This is a genomic window from Cupriavidus sp. 2TAF22, from assembly GCF_052115045.1.
GTDB lineage: Bacteria > Pseudomonadota > Gammaproteobacteria > Burkholderiales > Burkholderiaceae > Cupriavidus.
Genome location: NZ_JBFRFX010000038.1, coordinates 37,992 through 54,774, shown reverse-complemented (window position 1 = coordinate 54,774; position 16,783 = coordinate 37,992). Strand labels below are relative to the sequence as shown.

At 68.9% G+C, this 16,783-nt stretch carries 16 protein-coding genes; 7 read left to right on the top strand and 9 right to left on the bottom strand.

The window, feature by feature from the left end; all coding sequences use genetic code 11:
* Window positions 1–115: 115 nt before the first annotated feature.
* On the top strand, window positions 116–1,096 hold the full coding sequence (locus AB4Z48_RS32150; protein ID WP_441621526.1) for a Bug family tripartite tricarboxylate transporter substrate binding protein: 981 nt from the start codon (window positions 116–118) through the stop codon (window positions 1,094–1,096).
* A gap of 13 nt (window positions 1,097–1,109) precedes the next feature.
* On the opposite strand, the gene AB4Z48_RS32145 is transcribed toward AB4Z48_RS32150, so the two are convergent.
* Window positions 1,110–2,054, bottom strand: coding sequence for a LysR family transcriptional regulator (locus AB4Z48_RS32145; protein ID WP_441621524.1), 945 nt, complete (start codon window positions 2,052–2,054; stop codon window positions 1,110–1,112).
* Window positions 2,055–2,180: 126 nt separating this feature from the next.
* Between AB4Z48_RS32145 and AB4Z48_RS32140 the strand changes: the two genes are divergently transcribed.
* A complete protein-coding gene (locus AB4Z48_RS32140; protein WP_441621522.1) occupies window positions 2,181–2,642 on the top strand; it encodes a PACE efflux transporter in 462 nt (153 codons plus the stop codon).
* A gap of 101 nt (window positions 2,643–2,743) precedes the next feature.
* Here AB4Z48_RS32140 and AB4Z48_RS32135 read toward each other — a convergent pair whose 3' ends face one another.
* Window positions 2,744–2,953, bottom strand: a complete 210-nt coding sequence (locus tag AB4Z48_RS32135; protein ID WP_441621520.1) for a hypothetical protein — start codon at window positions 2,951–2,953, stop codon at window positions 2,744–2,746.
* 311 nt (window positions 2,954–3,264) lie between these two features.
* Here AB4Z48_RS32135 and AB4Z48_RS32130 point away from each other — a divergent pair, with 311 nt between their 5' ends.
* From AB4Z48_RS32130 to dacB, 5 genes are all read left to right on the top strand, one after another.
* Window positions 3,265–4,545: a flavin-dependent oxidoreductase gene (locus tag AB4Z48_RS32130; protein ID WP_441621518.1), complete on the top strand. Its 1,281-nt coding sequence runs from the start codon at window positions 3,265–3,267 to the stop codon at window positions 4,543–4,545.
* A gap of 170 nt (window positions 4,546–4,715) precedes the next feature.
* On the top strand, window positions 4,716–5,855 hold the full coding sequence (locus AB4Z48_RS32125) for an ABC transporter substrate-binding protein (RefSeq protein WP_441621538.1): 1,140 nt from the start codon (window positions 4,716–4,718) through the stop codon (window positions 5,853–5,855).
* The gene (locus tag AB4Z48_RS32120) at window positions 5,852–6,385 is read left to right on the top strand and encodes a DUF3237 domain-containing protein (protein ID WP_441621516.1); all 534 of its coding nucleotides are present in this window, start codon (window positions 5,852–5,854) and stop codon (window positions 6,383–6,385) included. The genes AB4Z48_RS32125 and AB4Z48_RS32120 overlap by 4 nt, the downstream gene beginning before the upstream one ends.
* A gap of 42 nt (window positions 6,386–6,427) precedes the next feature.
* Entirely contained in the window at window positions 6,428–7,006 is a 579-nt protein-coding gene (locus AB4Z48_RS32115) for a MarR family winged helix-turn-helix transcriptional regulator (protein WP_441621514.1), read from the top strand.
* Between the two features lie 38 nt (window positions 7,007–7,044).
* Complete coding sequence (gene dacB, locus AB4Z48_RS32110) at window positions 7,045–8,607, top strand: D-alanyl-D-alanine carboxypeptidase/D-alanyl-D-alanine endopeptidase (protein ID WP_441621513.1); 1,563 nt, start codon at window positions 7,045–7,047, stop codon at window positions 8,605–8,607.
* Window positions 8,608–8,741: 134 nt separating this feature from the next.
* Here dacB and AB4Z48_RS32105 read toward each other — a convergent pair whose 3' ends face one another.
* From AB4Z48_RS32105 to AB4Z48_RS32075, 7 genes are all read right to left on the bottom strand, one after another.
* Complete coding sequence (locus tag AB4Z48_RS32105; RefSeq protein ID WP_441621511.1) at window positions 8,742–9,725, bottom strand: L-threonylcarbamoyladenylate synthase; 984 nt, start codon at window positions 9,723–9,725, stop codon at window positions 8,742–8,744.
* Between the two features lie 54 nt (window positions 9,726–9,779).
* Window positions 9,780–11,024, bottom strand: coding sequence for a 5-(carboxyamino)imidazole ribonucleotide synthase (locus tag AB4Z48_RS32100; RefSeq protein WP_441621509.1), 1,245 nt, complete (start codon window positions 11,022–11,024; stop codon window positions 9,780–9,782).
* 59 nt (window positions 11,025–11,083) lie between these two features.
* Window positions 11,084–11,581: a 5-(carboxyamino)imidazole ribonucleotide mutase gene (gene purE, locus AB4Z48_RS32095; protein WP_441621507.1), complete on the bottom strand. Its 498-nt coding sequence runs from the start codon at window positions 11,579–11,581 to the stop codon at window positions 11,084–11,086.
* A 130-nt stretch (window positions 11,582–11,711) separates the two neighbouring features.
* Entirely contained in the window at window positions 11,712–12,620 is a 909-nt protein-coding gene (locus tag AB4Z48_RS32090; protein WP_441621505.1) for a phosphoribosylaminoimidazolesuccinocarboxamide synthase, read from the bottom strand.
* Window positions 12,621–12,769: 149 nt separating this feature from the next.
* The gene (gene fba, locus AB4Z48_RS32085) at window positions 12,770–13,834 is read right to left on the bottom strand and encodes a class II fructose-bisphosphate aldolase (RefSeq protein WP_441621503.1); all 1,065 of its coding nucleotides are present in this window, start codon (window positions 13,832–13,834) and stop codon (window positions 12,770–12,772) included.
* Between the two features lie 107 nt (window positions 13,835–13,941).
* Entirely contained in the window at window positions 13,942–15,378 is a 1,437-nt protein-coding gene (gene pyk, locus AB4Z48_RS32080) for a pyruvate kinase (protein ID WP_441621501.1), read from the bottom strand.
* 173 nt (window positions 15,379–15,551) lie between these two features.
* Window positions 15,552–16,760: a phosphoglycerate kinase gene (locus AB4Z48_RS32075; RefSeq protein WP_441621499.1), complete on the bottom strand. Its 1,209-nt coding sequence runs from the start codon at window positions 16,758–16,760 to the stop codon at window positions 15,552–15,554.
* Window positions 16,761–16,783 lie beyond the last annotated feature (23 nt).

The following is a 16,783-nucleotide window of genomic DNA, read 5'->3' as shown; positions in this document are numbered from 1 at the left end:
CGCGCGCCGCTAACATGCCTGAATTTTGCACCTTCTGCCAGCACCGTCCGGTTCTGGCGGGAGGATTCCGCCCGGCATCCGCCACACGGAGGGCGGCCGCACCCGAGGAGACCCGATGAAGCCCTTCCCGGCAGCCTTGCACCTGGCGCGCGCCGCGCTGGCGCTTGCCGCTTCCTGCGCGTTCGGGGCGAGCGCCGCCGCGCCGGAGTGCATCGTGCCCGCCAAGCCCGGCGGCGGCTTCGACCTGACCTGCAAGCTGGCGCAGCGCGCGCTGCTGGAGGCCGGCATGACCGGGCAGCCGATGCGCCTGGCCTACATGCCGGGCGGCATCGGCGCGGTAGCCTATAACAGCGTGGTGGCCCAGCGCCCCGCCGAGCCGGACACCATCGTCGCCTTTTCTAGCGGCTCGCTGCTGGCGCTGGCCGAAGGCAAGTTCGGCAAGTATGGCGCAGCGGACGTGCGCTGGGTCGGCGCGCTGGCCACCGACTACGGCGTGGTCGCGGTACGCGCCGATTCGCCCTACAAGACCTTGAAGGATCTGGTGGCGGCGCTCAGGTCGGATCCGGACCAGGTCCTGTTCGGCGCCGGCGGCACCATCGGCAACCAGGACTGGATGAAGGCCGCGCTGCTGGCGCGCCAGGCCGGGGTGGGCTACAAGCGCATGCGCTTCGTGGGCTTCGAGGGCGGCGGCGAGGCCTTTACGGCGCTGCGGGCCGGCCAGGTGCAGGCCGTCTCCGGCGATGCATCCGAAGCAACAATGCAGCTGGCCATGGGCGACATCCGCATCCTCGCGGTACTGGCGGAGCGGCGCCTGCCCGGCACGCTGGCCGCCGTGCCCACCGCGCGCGAGCAAGGCTACGACATCGACTGGCCGGTCGTGCGCGGCTTCTACATGGGGCCGAAGGTGGCGCAGGCCGACTACGCACGCTGGGCGGCGCGCTTCGAGCGCCTGCAGGCCAGCCCGGCCTTTGCCCGCCTGCGCGCCGAGCAAGGCCTCTATCCCGCCGACATGGATGCCGCCGCGCTCGATGCCTACGTCAAGCGCACCGTGCAGCGCTACGGCACGCTGGCCAAGGAGTTCGGCCTGGTGCGCTAGCGGCGCGGTACGCTCATGGCGCGGCGCCTGGGGCTTGCGCGGCATGGGCGGCACGGGCGGCATCGCCGGCGGGACGCGGCAGCGGCTGCTTGCTCACGCGTTCCTTGAGCCAGGTGGCGGCCTTGCCGAGCGGCCGCTGCTTGTGCCACACCAGTTCCATCGCCACCGGCCAGTCCTGGTCGTCGAATTCCAGCACCGGGGACACCAGTTGCGCCGCCGCCGGCGAATTGGCCGCCACGTGCCACGGCACGAAGGCCCAGCCAAGGCGCCGCTTGACCAGTTCTACGATCACCCACTGGCTTTCCACCCACCACACCTCGGCCGCCACGCGCAGGCGCTTTTTCTCCTCGCTGTCGCTGCTGCGCACGGCCACCATGAGCTGGCGGTAGCGCTTGAGCTCCTCCCAGCCCACGCGCTGGTCGGCCAGCGGATGATCCGGCGCGCAGATGATCTGCATCGGCACCCAGCCCAGCGCGCGAAAGCCCAGCTCGGGCGGCAGCACTTCCTGGCGCCACATCAGGCCGAGGTCCGCGCTGCCTTCCAGCACCAGGCGGCTGACATCCTCCATCAGCGGGAACAGCAGTTCCAGCTCGACCGCCGGGAAGCGCGTCGAGAACTCTTCGAGCATCACGCCCAGCGTCTCCTCCGGATACAGCTCGTCCACCGCCAGCACCAGACGGCTTTCCACACCCTCGCCCAGGCTCTTGGCCACCCCGCGGAAGTGCTCGCAGCGCTCCAGGATCACGCGCGCCTCGGCCAGCAGGCGCTCGCCGGCGGCGGTCAGCACGGGATAGCGCGCGCTGCGGTCGAACAGCTGGTTGCCGAGGTCGATCTCCAGATTGGAGACGGCCGCGCTGACCACCGACTGCGCCTTGCCGAGCCGGCGCGCGGCGGCCGAGAAAGAGCCGCATTCGGCGGCGGCGGCGAAGGCCTGCAACTGTTCGAGGGAAAGGCTCATGTGATGCTCCCGGCCGCCACCAGACCGGAGGGCGACAATCTATCTGTTAAAGCGATGGATACCAACTTTACCATCATCGTAATCCAGATAGAATGGCCTCCATCGTGTTGTCACACAGGAAGGATCATGCGTACGACAAAGGACCGGATTCGCCACACCATCGGCTTCGAAGTCATCGGCCTGTTTATCTTCGCGCCGCTCGCCAGCCTGGTGTTCGGCTTCGCCCTGCACCAGATGGGCGTCATCGCCGTGGTCGCCTCGGTCATCGCCGCCGGCTGGAACTATCTCTACAACCTGCTGTTCGACAAGGCCATGCTGCGGTTCACCGGACAGCTGCGCAAACCCGTGGCGGTGCGCGTGCTTCACGCGATCCTGTTCGAGGCAGGCCTGCTCGTGGTGTTCCTGCCGCTGGTGTCGTGGTACCTCGACATGAGCCTGTTCGACGCCTTCGTCATGGATATCGCCGTGGCGGCGTTCTATGTGGTCTATGCGTTTATCTACAACTGGGCCTACGACACCGTGTTCCCGGTCGGCAAGACCGCGGCAAGCCAAAAGCCGGCGGTGCTGGCGGAGCCGTGCAGCCGCTAAGGCCAGGCGCGGCACGACAAGAAAAACGGATGCCGGCGGCATCCGTTTTTTATTGTCCGGCACGCAGCCGGTATGCACCCGGCATGCAAGGCCGGGGAGGCTCAGTGGCGCTCCGGCGTCGCCACGTTACCCACCACGCCGCCCAGCGCGGCACCGCCGAGGGTCGCGGCCGGGCCGCCGATCAGCGCCGCGCCGGCTACGCCGCCGACGCCTGCACCGATTGCCGTATTGCGCTGCTTGGGGGTGATGTCGGCACAACCCGCCGCGCTCAGCAGGGTGGCCAGCACAAGTGTCAGGGTCAGGGTACGCATGGTGGGGCTCCTTTCTGGATTTGCGTGGGCGCCGGGCAAGGGAGCCGGGCGCGTCTCATGCACCAAGTATGGCGTCGCGCAAAGCACTTCGGGAGCGGGCCCAGGCCGAACCTCCTGTCGGACGATTCCCACAAGTGACCCGGCCGAGGATGGGGCGGGACGGCGTGCGCCCTGCTCTCACGGGTTATCCCCCATCGCCGCATGCTTGAAGCGCGCCGCCATTTAGTTATACTCCATAACAAATCTGCGGCTTGCCCTCCGCCGTGCACGGACACGCGGCAAGCCACGACAAAAGCGATGGAGACAACACCATGAAGATCGCGATAGCCGGCGGCGGCATCGGCGGCCTGACGCTGGCACTGCTGTGCCACCGCCACGGCATCGAGGCCGAGGTCTGGGAAGCCAGCGAGACCATGCGCCCGCTCGGCGTGGGCATCAACCTGCTGCCGCACGCGGTGCGCGAGCTGGCCGAGCTCGGCCTGCGCGACGCCATCGCGGAGCTCGCCGTACCGACTTCGTCGCTGTCCTACTACAACAAGCTCGGCCAGCGCATCTGGCACGAGCCGCGCGGCCTCGCCGCCGGCTACGAGCTGCCGCAGTTTTCCATCCATCGCGGCGAGTTCCAGATGCTGCTCTACCGTACCGCGATCGAGCGCCTGGGCGCGCATCGCGTGCATGCGGGCCACGCCTTCGAAACGGTGACCAGCACCGGCGCCGCCGCCGGCGAACCGGTCACCTTCACGCTGCGCCGCCGCAGCGACAACGCCGTGATCGCCGCGCAGGCCGATGTGCTGGTGGGCGCCGACGGCATCCATTCCGCGGTACGCCGCCATTTCTACCCGCACGGCGACGCGCCACGCTTCTCGCGCCGCACGCTGTGGCGCGCCGTGAGCGAGGCGCCACCGTATCTCGACGGCAGCGCGATGTTCATGGCCGGCCACCAGGACCAGAAGTTCGTGGCCTACCCGATCTCCGGGCCGCTGCGCCGCGAAGGCCGCTCGCTGGTCAACTGGATCGCCGAGCTGCGCGTGCCCGACCACGTCTCCGATACGCCACCGCGCAGCGACTGGAACAAGCAGGTGGACAAGTCCGTGTTCGCCGCCGCCTTTGCCGGCTGGCGCTGGGACTGGATCGACATTCCCGCGCTGATCGACGGCGCGCAGGCCATCTATGAATTTCCGATGGTGGACAAGGATCCGCTGCCGCGCTGGACCTTCGACCGCGTGACCTTGCTGGGCGATGCCGCGCACCCGATGTATCCGATCGGCTCCAACGGCAGCGCGCAGGCCATCCTCGATGCGCGCTACCTGACCGACTGCCTGCTGGCCAACGGCGCGCCGCACGACAAGTCCGGCGCCGGCTACGCGCTGCGCGAGTACGAGGCCGAACGGCTGCCGCGCACCGCCGCCATCGTGCTGCGCAACCGCCTCAACGGCCCCGAGCAGGTCATGCAGCTGGCCGAGCAGCGCGCGCCGCAAGGCTTCAGCGATATCGAGACGGTGATCCCGCGCGCGGAGCTCGAAGGCATCGCGCAGCGCTACAAGCAGCTGGCCGGCTTCGACCGCCAGTCGCTGCAGCTGCCGCCGCGCTAGCGCGTCCGCTCGCCGCCGGTCCGCCGGCATCGTCGTTCGTCAAATCATGCCCACCCGCGACCGGCCGTGAACAGCCGGCGCCATCGCCAGAGAAAATGAGAGAGGGAGACACCGTGCCGCGCCCCAGCTTTTGCCGCTTCGCCAATGCAACCGCGTTCCGCCGCCATAGCGTGGCGGCTGCAAGCCTTGCCGCCACCCTCGCCACCCTCGCCACGCTTGGCGCGGCGCCCGCGCTGGCCGAGGTGACCGTCGGCGTCAGCATTTCGTCGACCGGGCCGTCGGCGTCGCTTGGCATCCCGCAGAAGAACAGCATGCCCTTGCTGCCGGACGCCATCGGCGGCGAGAAGATCCGCTACGTGGTGCTGGACGACGCCTCCGACCCTACCCAGGCCACCAAGGTGGCGCGCCGCTTCGTCAGCGAGGACAAGGTCGACATCATCCTCGGCTCGTCCGCGGTGGCGCCGTCCATCGCCATCGCCGAGGTCGCCGACGAAAGCCAGACCGTGCAGCTGGCCTTCTCGCCGATCGAACTCAAGCCCGGACACGGCGAATGGACTTATCGCCTGGCGCAGCCCGTCAGGCTGATGGCCGAAGCCGTGGCGGATGCGGCGCATGCCAGGGGCGTCAAGACCGTCGCCTTCATCGGCTTTGCCGACGCCTACGGCGAAACCTGGCTCAAGGAATTCACCACGGCCGCCACCGCGCGCGGCATCCGCCTCGTCGCTACCGAGCGCTATGCCCGCTCGGACACCAGCGTCACGGCGCAGACGCTCAAGCTGATTGCCGCGCGCCCCGATGCCGTGCTGATCGCCGGCGCGGGCACCGGCGCGGCGCTGCCGCATACCGCGCTGCGCGAGCGCGGCTACACCGGGCCGGTCTATCACACGCATGGCGCGGCCACCAAGGACCTGATCCGCATCGGCGGCAAGGCCGTCAACGGCTCCATCCTGCCGGCCGGCCCGGTCATCGTCGCCGAGCAGCTGGCGGACAGCGCGGCGGTCAAGAAGCCGGGCCTCGACTATGTGGGCCGCTACGAAAAGCAGTTCGGGCCGGACAGCCGCACCCAGTTCGGCGCCCATCCCTACGATGCGGGCCTGGTGCTGCAGCGGATCGTGCCGGCGGCGCTCAAGCGGGCCAGGCCGGGCACGCCCGAGTTCCGCCGCGCGCTCAAGACGGCGCTGGAAAGCGAGCGCGATATCGTGGTCTCGCACGGCGTGCTGAACTACACGGCACAGGACCACTTCGGCTTCGACACGCGCGGGCGCGTCATGCTGACCACCGACAACGGCAACTGGAAGCTGCTGAAATGACGGCGCCCGCTGCTGCCGCCGGCGCGCTGGCGCTGCCGGCCCCCACGCTCGAACATGTCGCGGATTTCCGCTTCCGGCTGGCCCCGGCCACCGAGGTCGGCGTCAGCGCGCTCGGCAACCGCCGCGTGATCCCCATCCTCGACGGCGTCGTCACCGGGCCGCGCCTGCAAGGCCGCATCCTGCCCGGCGGCGCGGACTTCCAGCTGGTCCGCCATGATGGCGACAAAGGCGACAAAGGCGACAATGGCGACGCCGTCAGCGTGGCCGATATCGAAGCGCGCTATGTGCTGGAGACCGACGACGGCGCCCGCATCTACATCGTCAATGCCGGCGTGCGCAGCGGCCCCGCCGGGCTGATCGCGCGCCTGGCTGCCGGCGAGCTCATCGATCCTGGCCTGGTCTACTTCCGCACCGCGCCGCGCTTCGAAACGGCGGCGCCGGGCTACGGCTGGCTGATGCAGCACCTGTTCGTCGCCACCGGCGCACGCTACCCCGACCGGGTCGAAATGCGGTATTTTCGCGTGGTATGAGATGCCGGCCGCAATCCTGGACTTCCACACCGACGCAGCCCCATGAACACAGCCAAGGCGCGCCCGCGCCGCAGCCGCGAAGCCCTCGCCCCTGATCCCGCCAGCCCGGGTGGCGGCACCGATGCCGCCGCCGGCTTCGACCCGCACGTGGCCGACATCGACTACGGCGTGCTCGATAGACTGGTGGGCTACGCCATCCGCCGCGCGCAGATCCGCATCTACGAAGACTTCGTGCAGTCGCTGGCGCAGTGGAACATCACGCCGCCGCGCTTTTCCGCGCTGGTGATCATCGCGCGCAACCCCCATCTCAAGCTGACCGAGCTGGCACGCATACTCGGCATCGCGCGCTCCGGCGCGGTACTGCTGGTCGATGCGCTGGAAGACATGAAGCTGGTGGCGCGCCGCCCGGCCCCGCACGACCGCCGCGCCTACAGCCTGGTGCTGACCCCGGGCGGGCGTCGCACGCTGGAAGCCGCCACCGCGGCCGTGTGCGAGCACGATGCGCGCGTGGCGGCGGCCCTGAGCGCGGAGCAGCAAGACACGCTGCGTGCGCTGCTCGGCCAGCTGGCGCCGCCCGGTGGCGCCGCCGCCGCGCAAGCGGGCGGCCTCGCGGAAATCTGAAAACGGCGTCATCCGCGGCGCCATGTCCATGCGTTAACATGGGCACCATGCAGAAACGCCCCTCCCCACTTCTTCGCCGCCTGCTGCCGCTTTGCGCCGCGGCGCTGCTATTCGTCAACGGCCTGCCGGCCGCCACGGCAAAGACCGCCAAGGCCAAGGCCGCCCACGCTGCCGCCGCAACCACCAGGCACGCCGGCAGTGAAGCCGCCGAGCCCGCCGCCGCGCGCTCGGGCCTGCCGGCCGGCGTGATGGCCGCGCTCAAGCGCGCCCATATCCCCGCGGCATCCACCAGCTTCTATGTGATCAAGGTCGGGGCGCAGGCACCGCGCGCGAGCTGGAACGCGCAGGCGCCGATGAACCCCGCGTCGACCATGAAGCTGGTCACCACCTTCGCCGGGCTGCAGTTGCTGGGGCCCGCCTACCGCTGGCAGACTTCGCTCTACGCCGACAGCCAGCCCGGCGCCGACGGCACCGTCAACGGCAACGTCTACCTGCGCGGCCAGGGCGATCCCAAGCTGGTGCCCGAGGAGATGGCCAAGCTGGTCGCCTCGGCGCGCACCGCGGGCGCCACCACCATCAACGGCGACCTGGTGCTGGACCGCAGCTTCTTCGACGCGGCCATCGACAACGGCAACACCATCGACGGCGAAACCCAGCGCGCCTACAACGTCAGCCCCGATGCGCTGCTGTATGCGTTCAAGACGCTGTCCTTCACCCTCACCCCCGATGCCGCCAGCCAGACCGTGGCGGTTTCGGTCACGCCGGCGCTGGCCCAGCTCAAGCTCGACAACCGCCTCGCGCTGTCGCACGGCAAATGCGGCGACTGGCGCGCGCACGCCAACCCGATGGTCACGCCGCAGCCGGACGGTACCGTGCTGGCCTCCTTCGACGGCAGCTATGCAGCCGACTGCGGCGAGCACGTGGTCAATATCGCCACGCTCTCGCACAACGAGTTCGCCTGGGGCGGCTTTGTCGCCGAATGGCAGCTCGCGGGCGGCCGCTTCACCCACCAGCCCGCCCTACGCATGGGCCGCGCGCCGCGCGGGTCCTTCCTGCTGGCGCGCCACTACGGCCAGCCGCTGTCGGAGATCGTGCGCGACATCAACAAGTATTCGAACAACGTGATGGCGCGCCAGCTGTACCTGACCATCGGCGCCGAGATCGACCGCAGCGGTCCCGCCAGCACCGCGCGCTCGGCCAAGGTAGTGCAGCGCTGGCTGGGCCGGCAGGGCCTGGACATGCCAGGCCTGGTGCTGGACAACGGCTCGGGCCTGTCGCGCGAAGAGCGCATCAGCGCCTACGATATGTCGCGGCTGTTGCAGCAGGCGCTGGCCAGCGATGTGGGGCCGGTGCTGATCGATTCACTGCCGATCCTGGGCGTGGACGGCACCCTGCGCAACCGCCTCACCCGCGCGGGCGCTGCCGGCAATGCCTACATGAAGACCGGCACGCTGGCGGACGTGCGTGCGCTGGCGGGGTATGTGGATGCCTTGAATGGCGACCGGTATGTGGTGGTGAGCTATATCAATCATGCGAATGCTTCTGCCGGGCAGCAGGCGCACGATGCGTTGTTGCAGTGGGTCTATCAGGGAGCGCCCTGAGGTTTCGCGCTTCCGGGCTGAAGTCAAAGACAGCTTCAAGGCATCGCTGCCTTTGAAGCTGTCCTGGCTTTCAAGCCAGGCGGTGACGGTGAGGCTTGCGGCGCCGGGCGGAAAGTCAGCTCAAGTGCCCGGGATCAGTTGAACGCCGCGGCGGCCCGCTGCAACCGGTCCCTCACCCCATCCCACTCGTGCCCGGCCGGCAGGGCCTCAACCGCCAGCAGTCCGTACCCCTCCCGATCCAGCCTGCGCAACAGGCGGTACAGCTCGCGCGCAAAGGCCTCGGCATCCGCGGGCGCCGGCACCCAGGTACAGCGCGGATCGGTGGCAGCCTCGCGCCCCACCCAGGCCACTTTCGCACCGGCAGGCAGGTTCGCCAGTTGCGCGGGCAGGTCCGCCATCGACGACAACACCAGCGGCGTATGCGGTGCGTAATGCGCTTTCAGCGTCCCCGAGGCGCGCGGCGCGGCGGCGTCCGGCGGCAAGGGCGTCGCACCCAGGACGCCTGCCATCATCGCCGGCGTGATCGCGCCGGGGCGCAGCAATACCGGTCCGATGCCCTGCTCCAGCCGCGACAGGTCGACGATGGTGGATTCGATGCCGACTTCCACGCCGTCGCCTTCGAGCACGAAGACGCTGTCGCCGAATTCGTCGCGCACGTGCTGGGCCGTGGTCGGGCTGACCTGGCCGAACTTGTTGGCCGACGGTGCGGCGATGCCGCCGCGGCCGCGCTTGAAGCGCGACAGCAGCGCCTGCGCGACCGGATGCGAGGGGCAGCGCAGGCCGATGCTGTCCTGGCCGCCCGCCACCGCCGCGGGGATATGGGCGGCACGCTTGAGGATCAGCGTGAGCGGGCCGGGCCAGAACGCGTCGATCAGGTCCTGCGCGGCCGGCGGCACGTCGTCCACCCAGTAGCTGATGTCGCCGCCGTCCACCACGTGCACGATGATGGGATGGTTGGACGGGCGCCCCTTGGCGGCGAAGATGCGGGCGATGGCCTCGGGGTTCTCCGCGTCGGCGCCGAGGCCGTAGACGGTCTCGGTGGGAAAGGCGACCAGCTGGCCGGCTTCCAGCAGTTGGACCGCCTGGTCAAGTTCGGCGGGGGTAGGCATGCGCGACATCGATGGATCTCTGGGGCGGGGGTGAGGCGCGACGGCGGGCGCGCCGGGGGCCGGTCAGGGCTCGATATGGAGCGCCTTCAAGGCGGTGTCGAAGGCGCGCGCGGCATCGGCAGCCTCGCCGCCCACGCAGTTGACGTGGCCCATCTTGCGCGAGGGGCGGGCGTCGTTCTTGCCGTAGAGGTGGAGCTTGGCGCCTGCCTGGCCCAGCACTTCGTCCCAGGCCGGCGTACGCTCCAGGCCGAACTCGAACCAGGCGTCGCCGAGCAGGTTGAGCATCTTGCCGGCGGAGTGCTGGCGCGTGCTGCCCAGCGGCAGGCGTGCCATGGCGCGCACCYGCTGCTCGAACTGGCTGGTCTCGCACGCATCCATGGTGATGTGGCCGGAGTTGTGCGGGCGCGGCGCCATTTCGTTGGCGACCAGCGAGCCGTCCGTCAGCACGAAGAACTCGATGCACAGCACGCCCACATAGCCCATCTCGGTGGCGATGGTGGCGGCAGCGGCACGCGCGCGATCGGCGATCTCGTCGGAGACGCTGGTCGACGGCATGGTGGTGGCGAACAGGATGCCGTCGCGGTGCACGTTCTCGGCCAGCGGCCAGGTAGCGGTGCTGCCGTCGGCGGCGCGCGCGGCCAGCACGGAGACTTCGTAGGCCAGCGGCAGCATCTTCTCCAGCACGCAGGGCACGTGCTGCATGGCGCGCCACGCGGCACGCACGTCTTCGCGGGTCTTCACGCGGGCCTGGCCCTTGCCGTCGTAGCCCATGCGCGCGGTCTTGAGGATGCCGGGCAGCAGTTCCTCGGGCAGCTGGTCGACGTCGGCATCGTGCTGGATCACCCAGTGCGGCGCGGTGGGCACGCCGGTGCGCTCGGCGCACAACGCGAAGAACTTCTTCTCGCCGATGCGGTTCTGCGCGATCGACACGCAGTAGCCGCGCGGCGCGACGAAGGCACCGAGCTGCTCGAGCCGGTCCAGCGAGAGCGAGGGCACGTTCTCGAACTCGGTGGTCACCGCCGGGCACAGGCGAGCCATCTCGGCCAGCGCCGCCTCGTCGGTATAAGGCGCGCAGATGTGCTTCTCGGCGATGGTGCCGGCCGGGCTGTCCTGGTCCGGGTCGAGCACGCAGACCTTGTAGCCCATGGACTGCGCGGCCTGCGCGAACATGCGGCCGAGCTGGCCGCCGCCGAGCACGCCGAGCCAGGCGCCGGGCAGTACCGGCGCACCGGGATTGTCGAGGCCGAACTCGGCACGCGACTCGGGCGTGTGGGCTTCGACCAGGTAGGGATGGATGTCGGTAGGCATGGCGCTCTTTTGCGGTAAAACGGGGCTGGGCTGGCTCGGGCAGCGTGGACGTGCGGCGCTTACACCGGCAGCGTCATGGCGCGCRCGGCTTCGGTCTGCTTCGCGCGGAACGCTTCGAGCGCGGCGGCCAGCGCGTCGTCGGTGGTGGCCAGCGTGGCGATGGCGTGCAGCGCGGCATTGGCGGCACCGGCCTCGCCGATGGCGAAGGTGGCGACCGGCACGCCCTTGGGCATCTGCACGATCGACAGCAGCGAATCCTCGCCGCGCAGGTACTTGGAGGGCACCGGCACGCCGAACACCGGCACGATGGTCTTGGCGGCGATCATGCCTGGCAGGTGCGCGGCGCCACCGGCGCCGGCGATGATGGCACGCAGGCCGCGCGCGCGCGCGGTGGCGGCGTACTCGAACATCTCGTCGGCCATGCGGTGGGCGGACACCACGCGCGCCTCGAAGGCCACGCCGAAATCCTTCAGCATGGCCACTGCGTTCTGCATCACGTCCCAGTCGGAACTGCTGCCCATCACGACGCCGACCAGCGGCTTGACTGTATTGCTCACGTTCAAATCCTTATGAATCCCCGCCGCCGGCTTGCGCCCCGCGGCGGTGGCCTCCGCTCTCCCGCTACGGGGGCGGGCGGAGCCAACATCTTGCAAGTCCGGCCCACGCAGGCGGGACCCGCGCGGGTCATTACTGCAGTTCCTCGCCGGTTAGGCGCGTCAGCGCCTCGCGGTACTTGGCGGCGGTCTTCTCGATCACGTCGTCGGGCAGCTTGGGCGCCGGGGCGGTCTTGGGCCAGGGCTTGCCGTCGATGCGCACGGACTCGAGCCAGTCGCGCACGAACTGCTTGTCGAACGACGGCGGGTTGGTGCCGACCTGGTACGAATCCGCCGGCCAGAAGCGCGAGGAATCGGCCGTCAGCACTTCGTCCATCAGCGTCAGCGTGCCGTCTTCGTCCAGGCCGAACTCGAACTTGGTGTCGGCGATGATGATGCCGCGCGTGGCAGCGTACTCGGCCGCTTCCTTGTACAGGCGGATGGAGATCTCGCGCATCCGGCGCGCCAGGTCCACGCCGATGCGGGTCTCGACTTCGCCGAAGGAGATGTTCTCGTCGTGCTCGCCCATCTCGGCCTTGGCGGCCGGGGTGAAGATCGGCTCGGGCAGCTTCTGCGCGTTCTGCAGGCCGGCGGGCAGCTTGATGCCGCACACGCTGCCGGTGGCCTGGTAGTCCTTCCAGCCGCTGCCGGCCAGGTAGCCGCGCACCACGGCCTCCACCAGGATCGGCTTGAGACGCTTGACCACCACGGCGCGGCCCTTCACCTGTTCGACTTCGGCCGGGCTCACCACGCTTTCTGCGCTGACGTCGGTCTCGTGGTTCGGCACGATATGGGCCAGCTTCTTGAACCAGAAATTGGCCATCTGGTTGAGCACGCGGCCCTTGCCGGGAATCGGCTCGCCCAGGATGACGTCGAAGGCCGACAGGCGGTCGGAGGTGACGATCAGCAACTTGTCTTCGCCGACGGCGTAGTTGTCGCGGACCTTGCCGTGGCCGAGCAGCGGCAGCGAGGTGATGGAGGACTGGTAAAGGGCGTTGGACATGGTGGTTCCGAAAAAACGCGGAGCTAGGCGCACGGCCTGGAAAAGCGTCGTCCCCGCCGGCCCCCGCTACGGGGGCCTGGGCAGGGACTCAGGGGCATACGGTGGTGCCGCCGGCGGGCCGGCGGCACGGACTGCGATTTACTGCAAGGTCACTGCACGACCTGCGCCAGCGCGCCCGACTTGTACTGCTGGGCGATCGCTTCGAGCGCGACCGGCTTGATCTTCGAAGCCTGGCCTTCGCAGCCGAAGGCGATGTAGCGCGCCTTGCAGACCAGCTTGGCGGCTTCGCGGGCCGGCTTGAGGTATTCGCGCGGGTCGAACTTGCCCGGGTTCTCGGCGAAGAAGCGGCGGATCGCGCCGGTCATGGCCAGGCGGATATCGGTGTCGATATTGATCTTGCGCACGCCGAACTTGATGGCTTCCTGGATTTCCTCGACGGGCACGCCGTAGGTTTCCTTCATGTCGCCGCCGAACTGGCGGATTTCCTCGAGCAGTTCCTGCGGCACCGAGGACGAGCCGTGCATCACCAGGTGGGTGTTGGGGATGCGGGCGTGGATTTCCTTGATGCGGCCGATCGCCAGGATGTCGCCGGTGGGCTTGCGGGTGAACTTGTAGGCGCCGTGCGAGGTGCCGATGGCGATGGCCAGCGCGTCGAGCTGGGTGGCCTTGACGAAGTCGGCGGCCTGCTCGGGGTCGGTCAGCAGCATGGAGTGGTCCAGCTTGCCTTCGGCGCCGATGCCGTCTTCCTCGCCGGCTTCGCCGGTCTCGAGCGAGCCCAGGCAGCCGAGTTCGCCTTCCACGGTGACGCCGATGGCGTGCGAGAGCTGCACCACCTTGCGGGTCACGTCGATGTTGTACTCATAGTCCGACGGGGTCTTGCCGTCTTCGCGCAGCGAGCCGTCCATCATCACCGAGGAGAAGCCCAGGTCGATGGCGGCCTGGCAGATCGCCGGCGACTGGCCGTGGTCCTGGTGCATCACCACCGGGATATGCGGGTAGGCTTCCACTGCGGCTTCGATCAGGTGGCGCAGGAAGTGCTCGCCCGCATACTTGCGCGCGCCCGCCGAGGCCTGCATGATCACCGGCGCGTTGACTTCGTCGGCGGCCTGCATGATGGCCTGAACCTGTTCCAGGTTGTTGACGTTGAAGGCAGGCAGACCGTAGCCGTTTTCGGCGGCGTGGTCGAGCAGCTGGCGCATCGATACGAGTGGCATGTCAAACTCCTAAAGAAAGAATGGGGTGTCTCGGTATTTCTTTATGTCTTTCGAATTGTCGCTGGCACGCGCCTGCAGCTCTGGACGGCAAGGCACACATCCCGGCATCAGGCGCCAACCCTGACGATCTTCAGCGTATTGGTGCCACCGGGCTGCCCCATCGGCTCGCCGATGGTGAGCACGATGAAGTCACCGCGCTGCACCACGCCGCGCGCCAGCAGCAGTTCCTCGGCCTGCTCCAGCGCGGTGTCGCGGTCGGTGCTGGCTTCCAGCGGCAGCGCCACGACGTTGCGGTAGAGCTGCATCTTGCGCTGCGACGCCAGGTTGGGCGTCATGGCGTAGATCGGCACGTGAATGCGGTGCCGGCTCATCCAGAGCGCGGTGGCGCCGGAATCGGTCAGCGCGGCGATGGCCTTCACCTGCAAATGATAGGCCGTGAACAACGCGCCCATGGCGATCGACTGGTCGATGCGGGCGAAGGTCTGGTTCAGGAAATCGGTGTCGAGCTGGACCACCTCGGATTTCTCGGCCTCCACGCACACCGCGGCCATGGCTTCGACGGTTTCCACGGGATAGCGACCGGCGGCGGTCTCGGCCGACAGCATCACGGCGTCGGTGCCGTCCAGCACGGCGTTGGCCACGTCGGACACCTCGGCGCGCGTCGGCACCGGGTTGACGATCATGCTCTCCATCATCTGGGTGGCGGTGATGGTCAGCTTGTTGGCTTCGCGCGCCAGCCGGATCATGCGCTTCTGCAGCGCCGGCACGGCGGCATTGCCCACTTCCACGGCCAGGTCGCCGCGCGCCACCATGATGCCGTCGGAGGCCTGCAGGATCTCTTCCAGCACGCCCGGGCGGATCGCCTCTGCGCGCTCGATCTTGGCGATCATGCGGGTCTTGTGCTGGTGCGGCTGGCCGGCCACGGCGGCCAGCTGGCGCGCCATTTCCATGTCGGTGGCGTTCTTCGGGAAGCTCACCGCGACATAGTCCGCGCCCAGCGCCATGGCGGTCTTGATGTCCTCCATGTCCTTGGCGGTCAGCGCCGGCGCCGACAGCCCGCCGCCCTGGCGGTTGATGCCCTTGTTGTTGGACAGCTCGCCGCCGATCTTCACCGTGGTGAAGATCTCGTGGCCGAACACGCGGACCACCACCAGCACGATCAGTCCGTCGTTGAGCAGCAGCAGGTCGCCCGGGCCCACGTCGCGCGGCAGGTCTTCGTAGTCGAGGCCGGCGCGCTCTTGGTTGCCCAGCGAGCAGGTCGCGTCGAGGATGAAGGGGTCGCCGGGCTTGAGCGTGACCTTGCCGTGCTCGAACTTGCCCACGCGGATCTTGGGGCCTTGCAGGTCCGCCATGATGGCCACCTCGCGGCCGCAGGCCTGGGCCGCCTGGCGCACCAGCTGCGCGCGCTCGATATGGTCCTCGGCCTTGCCGTGGGAGAAGTTCAGGCGCACTACATCGACCCCGGCCGAGATCATGCGCGTGAGGACCTCCAGCGTGCTGGAGGCGGGACCGATGGTGGCGACGATCTTTGTCGAGCGGGTCATGAACACGTTTTCCTTGTGGTTGTGCGCCGCCGTCCGGCGAAGCCGGCGCGGCCTGCATCCTGCGAGCCCGGTAGCGCCGGCGCCAGGCCGGTGCCTTGCGCCGCGACGGCCCGCGGCGGACCGCTCATCCCGGACAGCATGCGCCGCCGGCCATGCCGCGCGAAGCCTGCATCTCAGCCCGCTGCGCGCTGTTCCAGCACTTCGAAGGCGGGCAGCTTCTTGCCTTCGAGGAATTCCAGGAATGCGCCGCCGCCGGTAGAGATATAGCCCACGCGGTCGGCGATGCCGTACTTGGCGATGGCAGCCAGCGTGTCGCCGCCGCCGGCGATGGAAAACGCCTTGGACTCGGCGATGGCTTGCGCCAGCACCTGCGTGCCATTGCTGAACTGGTCGAACTCGAACACGCCGACCGGGCCATTCCACACGATGGTGCCGGCGGCCTTGAGCTGGTCGGCCAGCATCTGCGCGGTCTTGGGGCCGATGTCGAGGATCATGTCGTCGTCGGCCACGTCATTCGCATCCTTGACGGTGGCAGCGGCGGTCGCGCTGAATTCCTTCGCGCAGACCACGTCCACGGGGATGGGCACCGAGGCGCCGCGGGCAGCCATGATGTCGATGATGGCGCGCGCGTCGCCGACCAGGTCGGCCTCGGCCAGCGACTTGCCGATCTTGAGCCCGGCCGCCAGCATGAAGGTATTGGCGATGCCCCCGCCGACGACCAGGTTGTCGACCTTGGCCGCCAGCGTCTTGAGGATGGTCAGCTTGGTGGACACCTTGGAACCGGCGACGATGGCCACCAGCGGACGCGCCGGCTGGCCCAGCGCCTTGCCCAGCGCGTCGATCTCGGCGGCCAGCAGCGGGCCGGCGCAGGCGATGGGCGCGTACTTGGCGATGCCGTGGGTGGTGGCTTCGGCGCGGTGCGCGGTGCCGAAGGCGTCGTTCACATAGACATCGCACAGCTTGGCCATCTTCTGCGCCAGCTCGTCGCTGTTCTTCTTCTCGCCCTTGTTGACGCGGCAGTTTTCCAGCAGCACCACTTCGCCGGGCTTGACCTGGCTCACCTCGCCGGTGCCGTCGACCCAGTTCTGCACCAGCCTGACCGGCTTGCCGAGCAGCTCGGACAAGCGCACGGCCACCGGCGCCAGCGAATCCTCGGGCTTGAACTCGCCCTCGGTCGGGCGGCCCAGGTGCGAGGTCACCATCACGGCGGCGCCCGCCGCGAGGCAGGCCTCGATGGCCGGCACCGAGGCGCGGATGCGGGTGTCTTCGGTGATATTGCCTGCGTCGTCCTGCGGCACGTTCAGGTCGGCGCGGATAAAGACACGCTTGCCGGCAATTTTGCCTTCGGAGATGAGGTCGGAGAGACGCAGCACAGAGGTCATGGCGAAGAGGAAGAGAGCAGAAA